We start from the raw sequence: 16,871 nt of genomic DNA, 5'->3' as shown, positions 1-16,871 counted from the left end.
ATACAAAAAACTAAGCAAATACGTACAACGAAATCGAATATTTAAAGAGCAGCGCAGAAATGAGGTTATAGATGAATAAATTAGTTTTACTAACACAGAACGCTATTATAAAAGAAGATCTCATAGAAGATTTAGAATTAAACAAATTTATGTCAAAAGTCTCTACAATATGGGATGATTTTTGGCCTAAGGCATTGCATTTCTTATTTTTGATTTTAATATCGTTTTTTGTCTATTTTGTAGGTAAGAAACTTATGAATGTCTTAATTAAAATCATAAAAAAAGCATTTGAACGAGCTAAAATGGATGTTGGTGTATCTAACTTTCTTATCTCTGTGTTGAAAGCTTTATGCTATGGTTTGCTTATAATAACGATTGCAGCAATTCTTGGATTGCCAACAACATCCTTTGTCGCCTTACTAGGTTCTGTTGGTTTGACAATTGGCTTGGCATTACAAGGAAGTTTATCCAATTTTGCAGGTGGAGTGCTTATACTGATATTAAAGCCATTCCGCGTTGGTGATTTTATTATTGCAAAGGGAAATGAAGGTACTGTAATAGCAATCGATATTTTTTATACCAAAATATTAACTACAGATAATAAATTAGTTGTTTTACCAAATGGAGCCCTGGCTAACAGTGAAATTACCAATGCTACGAATGAACCAATCAGGCGTTTGGATTTAATTATTCCAATTGGTTATGAGGATGACATTAAATCGGTAAAACAGGAGCTATTTCTAATAAGTCAAAGGAATGAAAAGATTTTAGATGATCGACCAGTTGATCTCTTTGTAAGTGCTTATGGAAAAGATGCAGTTGAGATTTCAATGCGTGTATGGGTTAATACGGAGAATTGTTTTGCTCTAAAAGGTGAACTCCTTGAGATAATAAAATACATGTTTGATGAGAAAGGATTTACAATACCATTTAATCATGTAGATATTAATGTTTTGAATGATAGAAAGCAAAGTAAAAAGTGATTAATAAGTAAAAAAAATAGCAAAGAGAATCCTTACTTATAAGTATAGAATAGGTTCTGTTACTATTGCATAATTTGAAAAGATGAGATAACGTATTTTTTGGTAAAACAGAAAATTTATGAGTTTTATAAAAAAATACTTGGCATTTGTCTATAAACGTGATATTTTATTAATAAGAAAAAGTTCTTAGAGCAAGGGTGTTCTCCTAATAGTGAGAGCACCCTTTTTTATAAAAATGTCGGATGCTAGGAAAGTAAAGTTGTTTTTTGATTTTGTATGTGCTTTAATGGTAACTGAATGTAATTTGAGAGGGATTTTCTGAGAGATAACTAATATCATTTTAGAAGGAGATAAGATTTATGGCGGAGAAATTAACTGATATTTTCGGTATCGACGTATTTGATGAAGCTACCATGATGGAAAGTTTGCCAAAGAGAACTTTTGAGGCATTAAAAAAGACCATTAAAAATGGTGAGGATTTGGATCCACAGGTTGCTGAAATCGTAGCCAATGCGATGAAGGACTGGGCGATTGATAGGGGTGCAACACATTATACTCATTGGTTCCAGCCGATGACAGGAATTACTGCTGAAAAGCATGATTCTTTTATATCCCCAGCTCCATCAGGAAAGATATTAATGGAGTTCTCAGGAAAAGAGTTAATTAAGGGTGAACCAGATGCTTCTTCCTTCCCATCCGGTGGATTAAGAGCAACTTTTGAGGCGAGAGGTTATACTGCTTGGGATTGTACGTCGCCAGCATTCTTAAAGGAAGACGCAGCAGGTGTTACTTTATGTATTCCAACTGCATTTTGTGCATATACCGGCGAAGCACTTGATAAAAAAACTCCATTACTTCGTTCGATGGAAGCCATAAGCAAACATGCAGTTCGTATCTGTAATTTATTTGGTCATAGTGATGTAACAAGTGTATCCTGTTCCGTTGGAGCAGAGCAGGAATACTTTTTAGTAGATAGAGAAAATTACTTAAAAAGAGATGACTTAGTATTTACGGGCCGTACCTTATTCGGTGCTATGCCGCCAAAAGGACAGGAGCTTGACGATCATTATTTTGGCTCCATTAGAGAAAGAATTGCTTCCTTTATGAAGGAACTGAATGTGGAACTTTGGAAGCTTGGTATCTTAGCTAAAACCCAGCATAATGAGGCGGCTCCAGCGCAGCATGAGATTGCACCTATTTATACTACAGCAAATATCGCTACCGATCATAATCAGTTAATTATGGATATTATGAAAAAGGTTGCGATTCGTCATGGACTTGCTTGCCTTCTTCATGAGAAGCCATTTGCAGGAGTAAATGGTTCTGGCAAGCATGATAACTGGTCTATCGTAACCAATACTGGAAAGAACTTATTAGATCCAGGCAAGACACCACATGAGAATGTTCAATTCTTATTATTCTTATCTGCTATCTTAAAAGCAGTAGATTTACATGCAGACCTGTTAAGACTTTCTGCAGCAAATCCAGGCAATGACCACAGACTTGGTGCAAACGAAGCACCACCAGCAATTATTTCAGTCTTCCTTGGGGAGCAGCTTGCAGATGTATTAACTCAGTTAATTGAAACAGGAGAAGCAACAAGCTCCAAACAGGGCGGAAGATTGAGAACTGGTGTGCATACACTTCCAGAACTTAAGAAGGATGCAACGGATCGTAACCGTACATCACCATTTGCGTTTACTGGTAATAAATTTGAGTTCCGTATGGTTGGTTCTTCTATGTCAGTTGCAGATGCGAATACAACCATTAACACTATAGTTGCGGATGTTCTTTGCGATATGGCAGATGAATTAGAAAAAGCAGAAGACTTTGACCGTGCAGTTCATGACTTAATTAAAAAGACAGTCACAGAACATCAACGAATTGTATTTAATGGGAATGGATATGCTGATGCGTGGGTAGAGGAAGCCGAGAGACGTGGCTTACCAAACTTAAATTCAATGGTTTCAGCGGTACCAGCACTAGTTTCTGAAAAAGCAATCAAATTATTTGATAAGCATCATGTTTTAACTACAACAGAACTTAAGTCCCGTGTGGAAGTTTTATATGAATCCTATTCAAAAGCTATTAATATCGAAGCTAAAACGATGATTGAAATGGCAAGTAGAATGTTTATTCCTGCTGTTATCAAATTTACTACAACACTTGCTAATAGTATTAATGCAGTAAAAACCGCATTACCAACAGCGGATGTGAGTGTTCAGACAGATTTATTAGCAGAGACTTCAACATTATTAAAGCAGGCAAAGGTAGCGCTTAATAACTTAACGGAGTACACAAAGACTGCTGCATCTCTAGAAGGAGAAGAACAGGCAAACTACTTTAGAAATCTAGTATTCCCAGCTATGGATGAGCTAAGAGCCCCAATCGATTTGTTAGAGACAATGGTTGATAAAGATGTATGGCCAGTTCCAACTTATGGTGATCTATTGTTCGAAGTATAATGAAACAAAATTAATATTTATTGATAAATAAACACAAGAAAAAGCATGTTTGATATTTTTTTCTTGCCATAGAAAAATAAAACGAGGCAAATATATTTCTTTATGAAATTATGTTTGTCTCATTTTTTATAGTTATAGGTGTTATAAGAAAAAGGCATCTCATATACGCTTTAAAAGGTATCTCAATTAAGCTTTAAAAGGCATCTTATTTAAGCATTTCTATGTAGCTTTGTCCTTAAAAAGAGGCACCCTTTGTCCTTAAACAGGGGTACATTCCTTTACATAAATATTACCAAATGATATAATGAAAATAATGATGCAAAGGAGGATGGATGAATGAAGAAGTGGATAATATTATGTTTCACGCTGTTAGTGGTTTCGGTAACTGCTTGTAGTCAAAAATCAAAGTCCCTAGATGTTACCAATCCTCACAAAGAGCAGGGAGATAATGAGATAGATTCATCAGGGACTCTCTTAGTTACACCAAAAGCGAGTGAAATGCCTGGTAAGGACATAAATATTCCAACTACTACTCCATCAATAGGAGAACTGGATAAGGATAATAACCTAGGTAAAGATAAGAATGGACAAGCAAGTGAGACGGGTGAAGATAACACTGAGGATAAGAGTAGTGAAAATCCAGATAAAAATAACGAAAATCTTAATACTGAGGGAATAAAAAAAGGTTCCAAAGGTTGGGTTTCTGAAGATAAAACAGAAGTTTGTATCGATGATAATGGTACGATATTATCGATGAAAATCAAGGAAGGTGAAGTTTTTATAACCGGTTTTGTATCAGAGCCAACAAACGAACTTATTATTCCAGAAAGCGTAGAATCTTACCCAGTTACTGTTATAGATGAGTATGCTTTTTATAATACCTCAATCACGAAACTTGTATTACCAGAAGGTCTTAAAGTAATTAAAGGCAGAGCATTTAAAAAGTGCTATGAGCTAAAGGAGATAAACTTTCCTGCATCTTTAGAAGTGATTGAACAATCTGCATTTGGAATATGTCCAGCTCTTGAGACAATGACATTACCAAAGGAAAATAAGTACTATGCAATATCAGATGGGGTATTATATACAAAGGATAAGAAAACTCTAGTAAAGTATCCTACTGGAAGCGAAGAAAAGGAATATACAATTTTAAAAAGTGTCACACGGATTGCAGAAGGTGCGTTTTCCTTAGCAAATAACTTAACAAGTGTAGTATTATCAGAAAAACTTACTATTATTGAAAATGAAGCTTTCTCTGGCTGTATTCATTTATCGATTGATTTAACGCCAAACATAACGAAAATTGGTGATTATGCTTTTTCAGATTGTTATTCTATAACGGAACTAAGACTTCCGGATAGTCTAACTCATCTTGGGGAGGGGGCATTTAGTGCTTGCGAGAAGCTAGAGAGCGTGATTATTCCAAAGAAAATAACACGGATTCCATTTGCGGCATTTGCATCAAATACCTCATTAACTGAGGTTGTGTTTTTAGGTTCCACAGCTACAATTGAAGATATGAGTTTTTCCTCCTGCCAATCTTTAACCTATATTGATATCCCTATAGGAACCATACATATCGGTGATATGGCCTTTTATGCATGCACAAATTTAACAGAGATTACAATACCGGATACCACGGTATCCTTTGGAATTGATATCTTTGGAGAGACATCAAACATAGTTATTATTGCCTCAGAAAATTCGATGGCAGAAACCTATGCAAAAGAAAATGGTTTCGATTATCAAGAAGCAGTGGTGGACATAATAGAATAATAGGGATTTTCCATTTTATTTATGATAAGGAAATGTTAACGAATTGTGCTATTTCTTAATGCATGACAGTGGAAAGTTAGAGAATCGTGCTATTTCTTAATCCATGACAATGGAAAGTTAGAGAATTGTGCTATTTCTCAATTCATGACAAGGAAAGGTTATGGAGCATGTTTAAACAAATGAAAGAATAAACTAGATCAACGATAGAAAATATAAGAAAAATGCGCTAAAGATTTACAGCAAGTGAAAAAGAGCTTGCAAATTATAGATTTTACTGTAGAATAAGTAATAGCGCAAAAATAGAAAGGCTAGGTATCGAAATGATTCAAGCAAGCGATGTAACTCTAAGAATAGGAAAGAGAGCCTTATTCGAGGATGTCAATATTAAATTTACAGAAGGAAACTGCTACGGCTTAATCGGAGCCAATGGAGCAGGAAAATCCACTTTTTTAAAAATCCTTTCAGGGCAAATCGAACCAAGTAAAGGAGATATCATCATCACTCCTGGACAGAGATTATCATTTTTGCAACAGGATCACTTTAAGTATGATGCATTTGATGTTCTCAACACAGTTATTATGGGAAACCAAAGATTGTATGATATCATGAAAGAAAAGGATGCCATTTATGCAAAGGAAGATTTCTCCGAAGAAGATGGTATTAAAGCAAGTGAACTGGAAGCAGAATTTGCAACATTAAACGGATGGGAAGCAGAATCCGATGCTGCCACTTTATTAAACGGACTCGGAATTGATACAGATTTACATTACAAGATGATGAGCGAATTAAATGGTGCTCAGAAGGTGAAGGTACTTCTTGCACAGGCTTTATTTGGTAACCCAGATATCCTGTTACTTGACGAGCCTACAAACCACCTTGATTTAGAAGCAATTCGCTGGTTAGAAGAATTCTTGATTAACTTTGAAAATACGGTTATTGTAGTATCCCATGACCGTTATTTCTTAAATAAAGTTTGTACACATATTGCAGACATTGATTATGCTAAGATCCAGTTATATGCTGGTAACTATGACTTCTGGTATGAGTCCAGTCAGTTAATGGTAAAGCAGATGAAGGAAGCAAATAAGAAGAAGGAAGATAAGATTAAGGAATTACAGGACTTTATTCAACGTTTCTCAGCGAATGCATCAAAGTCAAAGCAGGCAACTTCCAGAAAGCGTGCATTAGAGAAAATTGAGCTTGATGAGATTCGTCCTTCTAGTAGAAAATATCCATACATTGACTTTAGACCAAGCCGTGAGATTGGAAATGAAGTTTTAACAGTTACTAATTTAAGTAAGACAATAGACGGTGTTAAGATTTTAGATAATATTTCTTTTATTATTACCCGTGAAGATAAGGTTGCATTTGTTGGTGGTAATTCACTTGCTAGTACTACCTTGTTTAAGATTTTATCCGGTGAGATGGAGCCAGACTCAGGTGAATATAAGTGGGGTATCACAACAACTCAGGCTTACTTCCCAAAAGACAATACGAAGGATTTTGACAGCGAAGATATTATCGTGGATTGGTTAATGCCATTTTCTCCTGAAAAGGATGTTACTTACGTTCGTGGTTTCCTTGGAAGAATGTTATTCGCTGGTGAGGAAGGTGTTAAGAAGGTTAAGGTACTTTCCGGTGGTGAGCGTGTGCGTGTTATGTTATCTAAGATGATGATTATGGGCGCTAATGCATTACTCATGGATGAGCCAACAAACCACTTAGACATGGAATCGATTACAGCACTGAATAATGGATTAATGAAGTTCTCTGGTGTTGTATTGTTTACCTCTCAGGATCATCAGTTTATTCAGACTATCGCAAACCGTATTATGGAGATTACACCAAACGGCTTAATTGATAAGATTACAACTTACGATGAGTACCTTGATAGTGATGAAATGGCACGTAAGAGACATGTATTAAATGTAAATACTGAAGAGGACTAAATGTGAAGAGAATTTCTAAGGCGCCAAAAGACGCCGCGTAAGGAATTCTAAAACTTCACTGCCTACTTCAAAAGTATTGAAAATATGGGAATATTCAAAAATTAAAGATCCCAAAGAAAAAGCAGGGGCAGATGGTTTCATTTTTATGATTCCATTTGGCCCTGTTGTTGACTTCTCGTATTAATCTAGGTAGAATAAAAAGTGTTAGCTTTCGATTATTTATGCAAGGTAAATATTGCATAAGTGCTAGGCATGTTCTAGGGGTAGTTCAGGAAGGAAAAGGACGGTAAGAGGGTATGGGGCAATATGAAAAGTCAGAAAGAGAGAAATATCAATTACCTAAGATGCTAGGGGTTGAAAAACAGGGAAATAACCTTGTTTTTTCTGTTGCTGTACCGAATGCGACTGAGTGTACTTTAAAACTATACAGCAAAAAGGATGTAAGTATAATTAGGACAATCTCAATGCAAAAGAGTCTCCGTTTTGGCAACATATTTTTAGCTCTTGTACCAGAATCTGAAGCTTCAGAGATATTAGGATATCGTTATGAGGCTTTTGGGGAAGAATTTGTAGATCCCTATGCGACCAAGATTCTAGGTAGGGAGCAGTATGGTATGGCTCCTTATGTAATAGGGGATAACAACGATACATTACATGGTTTACTTGGGTCATGGGAGACGTATGATTACTATTGGGGAGAAGATACCCCGCTAAGTCACGCTTATTCGGATTTGATTTTATATAAACTACATGTACGAGGATATACAAAAAGTGATGATTCGAAAGTACAGCATAAAGGAACCTATAAAGGAATTATAGAGAAAATACCATATTTTAAAGAGTTAGGAATCAATGCTCTATTTCTCATGCCATGCGTGGAATTTAATGAAAGAATGGAACCAAAACCATGCTTAAGCGAACTACCGAATGCGACAAATGAATATCATAAGAGAAATAGTTTTCTTATGTATGATTCAAACTTAGATTGTAAACTTAATTTTTGGGGATATACTACCGACAGTTTCTACTTTGCTCCAAAATCATCTTATGCATTAAGTCCTAATGATGCAAGTATGGAGTTTAAAGAGATGGTTGAGAAACTGCACGAAAATGGAATAGAAGTTCTACTCGATATGAATTTTCCAAGGGAGATGAATGTACAGTGTATTCTAGATTGTCTTCGTTATTGGGCTCATCATTACCATATTGATGGTTTCCGAACGAATGCAGAAGAATCCATACAACAGTCATTTGCGATGGATTCCTATCTGGTAGGGGTGAAGTTATTTTCAACACATTGGAATACAGGTGCTGTCTATGGTAGAGAGACGGTACCTTATAAAAAAACATTTGCAGATTATAACGATGGGTTTTTAATTGATGCCAGACGATTCTTAAAAGGGGATGAAGGTCAAATCGGGAAAATCATGGCAAGAATTCGTGAAAATCCAGAAAAGAGTGGGGTAATAAATTATATTACGGATCATAATGGATTTACCTTAGCTGACTTATACTCATTTGATTGTAAACATAACGAAGCGAATAAGGAAGGTAATAGAGACGGTACTGACTTTAATTATAGCTGGAATTGCGGTGTGGAAGGCGATACAAATCGTAGAAAAATTAAGGAGTTACGTTTGCAGATGATGAAAAACGCCTTCATGCTTCTTTTCTTAAGTCAGGGAACTCCAATGATTTTGCAAGGAGATGAATTTGGAAATTCTCAAGATGGAAATAATAATGCTTATTGTCTGGATAATTCAATAGGATGGGTTTCTTGGTCGGAGAAAAAGAAACAGAATGAACTATTTTCCTTTGTGAAGCAGTTAATCAAATTTCGAAAAGCCCACCCTACTCTTCACAATATACGGGAATTAAGCGGCATTGATATCTTATCTTGTGGATGCCCTGATATATCATATCATGGTAGTAAAGCATGGTACCCGGATATTTCCCATTCTAGCAGGACGCTTGGTGTACTTTTACATGGTGCATTTGCTTTGAAAGATAAAACAACCTCGGATGCTTCTTGTTATATCGCGATGAATGCACATTGGGAAGAACATAGCTTTGCCCTTCCATCCTTTCACACAAATTCGGAATGGAAATTAGATTTATCATCGAAAGAGGGAAAGCTTTTTGATGGGGGAGGAGATGGCAAGGAATCTTATAAAACAAGTGTTATTGTTCCTGCTCGAACGATTCAGGTATTTTTGTGTGAGACGGTAAAGTAGAGCGATAATGGGTTGATGTATTGATTGATAAAATATTAAAAACAAAACATTAAAACATAAAAAACAAAACATAAAAAACAAGATATTAAAAGCAAGACATTAAAAGTAATACATCAATATATTAATAGATATTTTACATTGGTAAAGAAGAACCTTAAAAGATAATTGTAATTGAAAGATATAAAAAAATATAAAAGCAAGATATAAAAGAAATACAGTAGACATGAAAAGAAAGGACTACAACATTGAATAGTTTTACCTTAAAACTTATTGCATGTATTACCATGCTAATTGACCATTTCACCACAATTTTTGTGCCAAGGAATACTACTCCATTATTTCATATAACTCTGATAGATTATAATTTAGATGTTACATGGTATGTAATAGGGAGAACCATAGGAAGAATTGCATTTCCGATATTTGCCTTTTTAATTGTGGAAGGATTTTTTCACACAAGGAATAGAATAAAGTATTTGAATCGTCTGCTTCTTTTTGCAGTAATTTCCGAAATCCCTTATGATTATGCTTTTTGGGGATTCCCGAATACGAATTTAACTATCCTTTTATTTAGACAAAACGTTTTCTTTACACTAGCAATTGGTTTATTAACTATTATGATTTATGATTATATTAAGAATCGAATGCTTGGAAATACAATGTGGATGACCATACTTGGTGTATTGACGATTGTTGGCGGTACAGGGTTATTGTATCTAATTCGTCCTGACTATTTTGAATTAGGCTATGGTGTCTTACTAATTGTAGGGTTTTATTTAGCTTATGGGAATCGAAATCTACGTATGCTACTATTTATCCTTCTCGTTGGATTTTTCCGCGGTGGTGTTGAGTTTATGGCAATCTTAGCGGCACCATTTTTATATTATTATAATGGCGAGCGTGGCACAAAACGGTTCCAATATGCCTTCTATATTTTCTATCCATTACATTTGGTAATTCTACAGGGAATTTATCAGTTCTTAAGCTAAAGTGAAGTGTGAAGAGTAAGTTACACCACACGGAAGAATGTCTCAAATATGGCATTCCTCCCATGGCAACTCGTACAGAAGCACAAGTTGTTTTCAAATGAAAGGCGCGCTGCGCCAGAATAGAGGTTTGCATGAAATCATTAAAAATCGTTGATGTGAAAGGCTTTATGTCTAAATTACTGATTCAGAATGTGTTTGATGCTTTTTTAGTTTCTGATGTAATCATCCATACCTTCCAGAGGTTTGAAATGAACGGAAAATTAAACCGTGATTATTATAGTACGGAAGAACTTGAATCCTTGGGAAGTAGAACACACGCGAAATGGAGTGAAGTCAGACCATTTGCTTATCAGATTGTAAAAGGGAATAAAACACCGTTATCCTTTCAGATTAGTCTTATGCTATCTCAAAAAGCAATTGAATCGGTATTGACAAACCAGGGTGTTTTATTAGATAGCAGCGAGGTTACCGGATTGTACTTACACACTCGATATGAAAACAGTGAATTACATGTAGTAACTGGAACAGGAAAAAAGACATTTTCCTTAGACAAATCTTTAGATTATGCCTGGGATGAACAAGTAATGAAATTCCTAAAAAGCAATGAAATAGCATATGAAGAATAATTGTTAGCACTCATTACTAATGAGTGCTAATTTTTCTTGACATTTTAGATACCTCGTATTATAGTAATATACAACGAGTTGACTATCATGCATTGGACGTGCATTATCATGCAAGGGCTAATGCTTATCAATGATAAATAAAAGATAAAAGGAGTGTTTTTTTCATGAGTATGGAAAGAGGTAATTTATCAATTAATTCCGAGAATATTTTCCCGATTATTAAGAAGTGGTTGTATTCCGATCACGACATTTTTTTCCGTGAATTAATATCAAATGGCTGTGATGCGATTACTAAGCTTAAGAAGCTTAATATTATTGGCGAATTCTCTATACCAGAAGGGGAAGAGTTTAAAATCAATGTTCTTGTAAATCCGGAAGAAAAGACTTTAACCTTTATTGATAACGGCGTTGGTATGACTGCAGATGAAGTAAAAGAATACATCAACCAGATTGCTTTCTCCGGAGCACAGGATTTCTTAAATAAGTATAAGGACAAGGCTAATGAAGATCAAATTATCGGTCATTTTGGTCTTGGATTCTATTCTGCCTTCATGGTAGCTCATAAGGTAACGATTGATACCTTATCTTGGCAGGAAGGTGCAAAAGCTGTTCACTGGGAATCAGAAGAAGGACTCAACTTCCAGATGGGAGAAGGAGATAAGGCTGAAAGAGGAACAAAGATTACTCTTTATTTAAATGAAGATAGTTATGAATTCTCCAATGAATACCGTGCGAAGGAAGTAATTGAGAAATACTGTTCCTTTATGCCAGTACCAATTTACTTTAAAAATGAAAATGCAAAAGAAGAGCCAGAAGAGACCACAGAAATAGAATCCGAAGTAACGGAAGATGTTATTGTTGATGCAGAGGTTACAGAAGATGGTAAGGTAGCAGAAACAAAGAAAGAAAAGAAGGGGCCAAAGCCACTTAACAATCCAGAACCATTATGGACAAAGCATCCAAATGAATGTACAGAGGAAGATTACAAGGAATTTTACCGTCAGGTATTCCACGATTATAAAGAGCCATTATTCTGGATACACCTCAATATGGACTATCCATTTAACTTAAAGGGTATCCTATACTTCCCTAAGATTAATACAGAGTATGATAGTATGGAAGGAACAATTAAATTATACAGCAACCAGGTATTTATCGCAGATAACATTAAGGAAGTTATTCCAGAATTCTTAATGCTTCTTAAAGGTGTTATCGATTGTCCAGACCTACCACTTAACGTATCAAGAAGTGCTTTACAAAATGATGGTTTTGTAAAGAAGATTTCCGATTACATTACGAAGAAGGTAGCAGATAAGTTATCTGGAATGTATAAGGTAGAACGTGATAATTATGAGAAATATTGGGACGATTTAAGCCCATTCATTAAATACGGTTGCTTAAAGGATGAAAAATTCCGTGAAAAAATGAAGGATTTTATTATCTTTAAGAACTTAGAGAAAAAGTATGTAACACTTCCAGAGTATATGGAAGCAGCTAAGAAATTAAATGGCGAAGAGAATACAGAAGAAGTAAAAGCAGAGGTTGAAGAAACGAATTCCGAATCTGCGGGCGAACCAAAAGAAGAGAAGAAGGATACCGTATATTATGTAACCGATGAACAGCAACAGAGCCAATACATTAAGATGTTTAAGGATGCTGGTATTGATGCTGTGTTTATGACACATAATATCGATCAACCTTTTATCACTCAGTTAGAGCAATCCGATGAAAAGATTCGTTTCCAAAGAATTGACGCTGATATTAATGCGACAATGACAGAGAATTCTTCTGAGGAAGAAAATAAGGAACTTGACAAGAAGAAGGACAGTCTGACAGAAGTATTTAAGAAGGCATTAAAGAAAGATAAGTTAGAAGTTAAGGTAGTGAAATTAAAGGATGCAAAGGTTTCCTCCATGATTACTTTATCAGAGGAGAGCCGTAGAATGCAGGATATGATGAAAATGTATAATATGTATGGCATGGACCCATCTGCATTCGGGCCAACTGAAAACCTAATCTTAAATGCCAATAACAAGTTAGTTCAGTATGTATTAGATAACAATTCTGCTGAGCATACCGATATGATCTGTGAGCAATTATATGACCTTGCTTATCTTGCTCATAAGCCATTAGCACCAGAAGCTATGACGAATTTCATTGAAAGAAGCAACGAGATATTAATGCTCTTAACGAAATAAAAAAATATTTATATGAAAAACTGTTGCACAGGTAACGAATGCAACAGTTTTTCTTTTTTTTTATAATAAATAGATTTCAATTTATGAAAAAGATGAATTACTTTTTTACTTCACTTATATGAAATCTAGATATCTTTTATGCGAAAAGTTTCGCCCTATTTTATAAAAGAGAATTAATTGATAACTCATTTTTAAAAATTGACATTTTTTTTATGCATGTTGAACAAAAAAATACCTTTTACTTGTAATTGACATAAAATGGAAATAATGATAATATTCAGAGTATATAGACAAGTTTGATATATAAATATAGATTACAGACGAAACATTGGAAAACAAGATGTTGTTAAATAATTGACGTAATTGTCTTGAATATATATTGAATTAAAATCATATTATTTATGCATAAGTCTGCATAAAGCAAATATGAGAGAAACGTTGAATTTTGTAAAAAAACCTAGTAAAATCAATAATCTTATTCTATTAAGAACCTTCAGATCAATTGATATATAAATTTGAAAATTTTTGCAAAGGAAGGAAGGGATGAGAAATGCGTTCAGATGCCTTATATCATTGACGTGGAGAGTTAATTAATAAGGAGGGTTTTGTATGCAAAAACGTATCTACAAGAGAGTGGCAGCAGCCATTATGACAGCTGCAATGGTAGTTACTCTAGTTCCTCAGGTAGGAAAAACATCTGCTTTGGCCGGGGAAACTGAACAATCTTTAGAAGCGGTAGCAGCAAGGGGAACCTATGAGCAACGTTTTATGGACTTATGGTCGGATATTAAAAACCCAAAGAACGGATATTTTAGTCCTAAGGGGATTCCATATCATTCCATTGAAACTATGATCGTAGAAGCTCCTGATTATGGTCATGTAACTACCAGTGAGGCAATGAGTTACTACATATGGCTTGAAGCTATGTATGGTAAATTTACTGGTGACTTTTCAGGATATGGAACTGCATGGAATGTAACAGAAAAATATATGATTCCAACTGATGCAGATCAACCGCCAACTAGTATGAGTAAGTATACACCGAGCAAGCCTGCAACTTATGCACCTGAGTATCAGGATCCTAGTCAATACCCAGCTAAGCTCGATACGGGTGCTCCTGTTGGTAGTGACCCAATTTGGTCACAGCTTGTTGCAGCTTATGGTCGGAATACAATCTATGGCATGCACTGGTTACTAGATGTTGATAACTGGTATGGATTTGGTTCTAGGGGAGACGGAACCACGGCACCATCCTATATCAACACCTTCCAACGTGGAGAACAGGAATCAACTTGGGAAACAATTCCTCAGCCATGTTGGGATGCAATGAAATATGGTGGACCGAATGGTTTCCTCGACTTATTCACTGGCGATAGTTCCTATGCACAGCAATTTAAGTATACGGATGCACCAGATGCAGATGCAAGAGCTATTCAGGCTGCTTATTGGGCAAGTGAATGGGCGAAAGATTATAACGTTAATATTGATACTTATTCATCAAAAGCTACGATGATGGGCGATTATCTTCGTTATTCTATGTTTGATAAGTATTTTAGAAAAATAGGTAATTCTACAGTTGCTGGTACAGGATATGATGCATCTCATTATCTATTATCCTGGTATTATGCTTGGGGCGGCGGAATTACAGCTGACTGGGCATGGATTATTGGATCTAGCCATAACCACTTTGGCTATCAAAATCCTATGGCAGCTTGGATTTTATCTCAGAATTCAAAGTTTAAACCAAAGACCACAAATGGACAAGCTGACTGGGCAACAAGTCTTAATAGACAGCTTGAATTTTATCAATGGTTACAATCATCAGAAGGTGCAATTGCCGGTGGTGCTAGTAACTCTAGAAATGGACGTTATGAAGCTTGGCCAGCTGGTACCGCTACATTCTATGGAATGGGCTACGAAGAAAACCCAGTTTATAAAGATCCAGGAAGTAACACTTGGTTTGGTTTCCAGGCATGGTCAATGCAACGTGTTGCAGAATATTATTATAAGACAAAAGATGTGAAGGCAAAACAGATCCTAGATAAATGGGTAGCTTGGGTGAAATCAGTAGTTGTATTAAAAGCGGATGGTACCTTTACAATACCAAGTACACTTAGTTGGAGTGGTCAGCCAGATACATGGACAGGTTCCTATACTGGAAATCCTAAGCTTCATGTAACTGTGGTTGATTCTGGTACCGATCTTGGTGTTACAGGATCTCTTGCGAATGCTTTGTTATTTTATAGTAAGGCTGCAAACGATGAGTCTGCAAAGAACTTAGCAAAAGAATTATTAGACCGCGTATGGAAGTTATATCGTGATGATAAGGGAGTTGCTGTTCCTGAAGCACGTGCAGATTATAAGAGATTCTTTGAGCAGACTCTTTATGTTCCAAGTACCTTTAATGGTAAGATGCCAAATGGTGATGTGATAAAGTCTGGTATTAAATTCTTAGATATCCGTTCTAAGTATTTACAAGACCCATCGTATGCAAAGTTACTGGATGCTTATAAGAATAATAAGTCACCAGAATTTACTTATCATAGATTCTGGGCTCAGTGTGATGTAGCCATTGCAAATGGTGTATATGCACTCCTTTATGAGAGTAATCCTAATGTCGATTATGCAAATATTAATCCTACAAATGGAACCTTTGATAAGGCTGTAGGAAAACAAGCAGATCTTAGTACAACATTATCAATGCAAGGCTATACTTTTGCTAACTTAAGCAAAGGTACTACAGCTCTAAGATTAAATACAGATTATACGGTAAATGGTAATACTGTAGTCCTTAAGAAAGAATTCCTATCTACATTACCACTTGGTGATACTACAATTACTTTTAATTTTAGTAATTCTTATACAAAGCCATTTGTAGTAACCGTAGTAGATACAACAGTAGTAGTGGTAGCAGGAGATGTTAAGATCCAGATGTTCAATGGAAATACTAGCGCAACAACGAATGGAATTGCGCCACGTTTTTATCTCGTGAATACAGGATCTAATAGTATCAATCTTTCTGATGTAAAACTTCGCTACTACTATACAATTGATGGTGAGAAGAGCCAGAATTTCTGGTGTGATTGGTCAACGATTGGAAGTGGTAATGTTACCGGAACTTTTGTTAAGATGGCAACTCCAAAGGCCGGAGCAGATTATTATCTTGAGATTGGATTTACAAGTGGCGCTGGTTCTTTAAATGCAGGTCAGGGAATCGAAGTGCAAGGTAGATTCGCTAAGACTGACTGGTCTAATTATACCCAAACTGGAGACTATTCATTTAATAGCAGCGGGAATTCCTATGTTGATTGGAATAAGGCAACTGCTTATATAACTGGTAAGCTTAATTGGGGTATTGAGCCATAAGAATTCTTTTAGTTGTGGCAATAGAAAGTGTTAAATCACTTTCTATTGCCAGCGTGGTAAACAGAAAGGATGAGTATATGAAAAAGCTATTAAGTCTTTTATTAGTAATTGCACTTCTGATATCCATGGCGCCTTCGAAAGCTAACGCAGCTGAATCTAATTATAATTACGGAGAAGCTCTTCAAAAGTCAATCATGTTTTATGAGTTTCAACGTTCTGGTAAACTGCCAAGTACTATTCGCAATAATTGGAGAGGTGACTCTGGTTTAAACGATGGATCAGATG

At 35.6% G+C, this 16,871-nt stretch carries 10 protein-coding genes; all 10 read left to right on the top strand.

Annotation, left to right across the window (positions count from 1 at the left end; all coding sequences use genetic code 11):
• Window positions 1–71: 71 nt before the first annotated feature.
• On the top strand, window positions 72–983 hold the full coding sequence (locus tag RTP52_RS18265) for a mechanosensitive ion channel family protein (RefSeq protein WP_312101060.1): 912 nt from the start codon (window positions 72–74) through the stop codon (window positions 981–983).
• A 359-nt stretch (window positions 984–1,342) separates the two neighbouring features.
• On the top strand, window positions 1,343–3,448 hold the full coding sequence (locus tag RTP52_RS18260; RefSeq protein ID WP_312101057.1) for a glutamine synthetase III family protein: 2,106 nt from the start codon (window positions 1,343–1,345) through the stop codon (window positions 3,446–3,448).
• A gap of 336 nt (window positions 3,449–3,784) precedes the next feature.
• Window positions 3,785–5,224 carry a leucine-rich repeat domain-containing protein gene (locus RTP52_RS18255; RefSeq protein WP_312372813.1) on the top strand — a complete coding sequence of 480 codons (1,440 nt, stop codon included), beginning with the start codon at window positions 3,785–3,787 and terminating at the stop codon, window positions 5,222–5,224.
• 320 nt (window positions 5,225–5,544) lie between these two features.
• Window positions 5,545–7,173: an ABC-F family ATP-binding cassette domain-containing protein gene (locus RTP52_RS18250; protein WP_312372812.1), complete on the top strand. Its 1,629-nt coding sequence runs from the start codon at window positions 5,545–5,547 to the stop codon at window positions 7,171–7,173.
• A gap of 296 nt (window positions 7,174–7,469) precedes the next feature.
• Window positions 7,470–9,407 (top strand): alpha-amylase family glycosyl hydrolase, encoded by a 1,938-nt coding sequence (locus tag RTP52_RS18245; protein WP_312372811.1) that lies wholly within the window; start codon window positions 7,470–7,472, stop codon window positions 9,405–9,407.
• Between the two features lie 245 nt (window positions 9,408–9,652).
• The gene (locus RTP52_RS18240) at window positions 9,653–10,396 is read left to right on the top strand and encodes a TraX family protein (RefSeq protein WP_312372809.1); all 744 of its coding nucleotides are present in this window, start codon (window positions 9,653–9,655) and stop codon (window positions 10,394–10,396) included.
• A 131-nt stretch (window positions 10,397–10,527) separates the two neighbouring features.
• Window positions 10,528–11,022 (top strand): DUF5721 family protein, encoded by a 495-nt coding sequence (locus tag RTP52_RS18235; RefSeq protein WP_312101042.1) that lies wholly within the window; start codon window positions 10,528–10,530, stop codon window positions 11,020–11,022.
• Window positions 11,023–11,186: 164 nt separating this feature from the next.
• On the top strand, window positions 11,187–13,220 hold the full coding sequence (gene htpG, locus RTP52_RS18230; protein WP_312372808.1) for a molecular chaperone HtpG: 2,034 nt from the start codon (window positions 11,187–11,189) through the stop codon (window positions 13,218–13,220).
• A 609-nt stretch (window positions 13,221–13,829) separates the two neighbouring features.
• Complete coding sequence (locus tag RTP52_RS18225; protein ID WP_312372807.1) at window positions 13,830–16,586, top strand: glycoside hydrolase family 48 protein; 2,757 nt, start codon at window positions 13,830–13,832, stop codon at window positions 16,584–16,586.
• A 77-nt stretch (window positions 16,587–16,663) separates the two neighbouring features.
• On the top strand, window positions 16,664–16,871 hold a 208-nt coding region (locus tag RTP52_RS18220; protein ID WP_312372806.1), incomplete at its 3' end, for a glycoside hydrolase family 9 protein.

Origin of the sequence: Lachnoclostridium sp., assembly GCF_031997925.1 — a bacterium.
GTDB lineage: Bacteria > Bacillota > Clostridia > Lachnospirales > Lachnospiraceae > Lachnoclostridium.
Note: the sequence above shows the minus strand (reverse complement) of the source record. Positions and strands in the feature narration are given on the sequence as shown.

Bases quoted from the DNA above. Each gene is read 5' to 3' on its own strand.
- RTP52_RS18265 (WP_312101060.1), top strand. From the start codon at position 72: ATGAATAAATTAGTTTTACTAACACAGAACGCTATTATAAAAGAAGAT.
- RTP52_RS18260 (WP_312101057.1), top strand. From the start codon at position 1,343: ATGGCGGAGAAATTAACTGATATTTTCGGTATCGACGTATTTGATGAA.
- RTP52_RS18255 (WP_312372813.1), top strand. From the start codon at position 3,785: ATGAAGAAGTGGATAATATTATGTTTCACGCTGTTAGTGGTTTCGGTA.
- RTP52_RS18250 (WP_312372812.1), top strand. From the start codon at position 5,545: ATGATTCAAGCAAGCGATGTAACTCTAAGAATAGGAAAGAGAGCCTTA.
- RTP52_RS18245 (WP_312372811.1), top strand. From the start codon at position 7,470: ATGGGGCAATATGAAAAGTCAGAAAGAGAGAAATATCAATTACCTAAG.
- RTP52_RS18235 (WP_312101042.1), top strand. From the start codon at position 10,528: ATGAAATCATTAAAAATCGTTGATGTGAAAGGCTTTATGTCTAAATTA.
- htpG (WP_312372808.1), top strand. From the start codon at position 11,187: ATGAGTATGGAAAGAGGTAATTTATCAATTAATTCCGAGAATATTTTC.
- RTP52_RS18225 (WP_312372807.1), top strand. From the start codon at position 13,830: ATGCAAAAACGTATCTACAAGAGAGTGGCAGCAGCCATTATGACAGCT.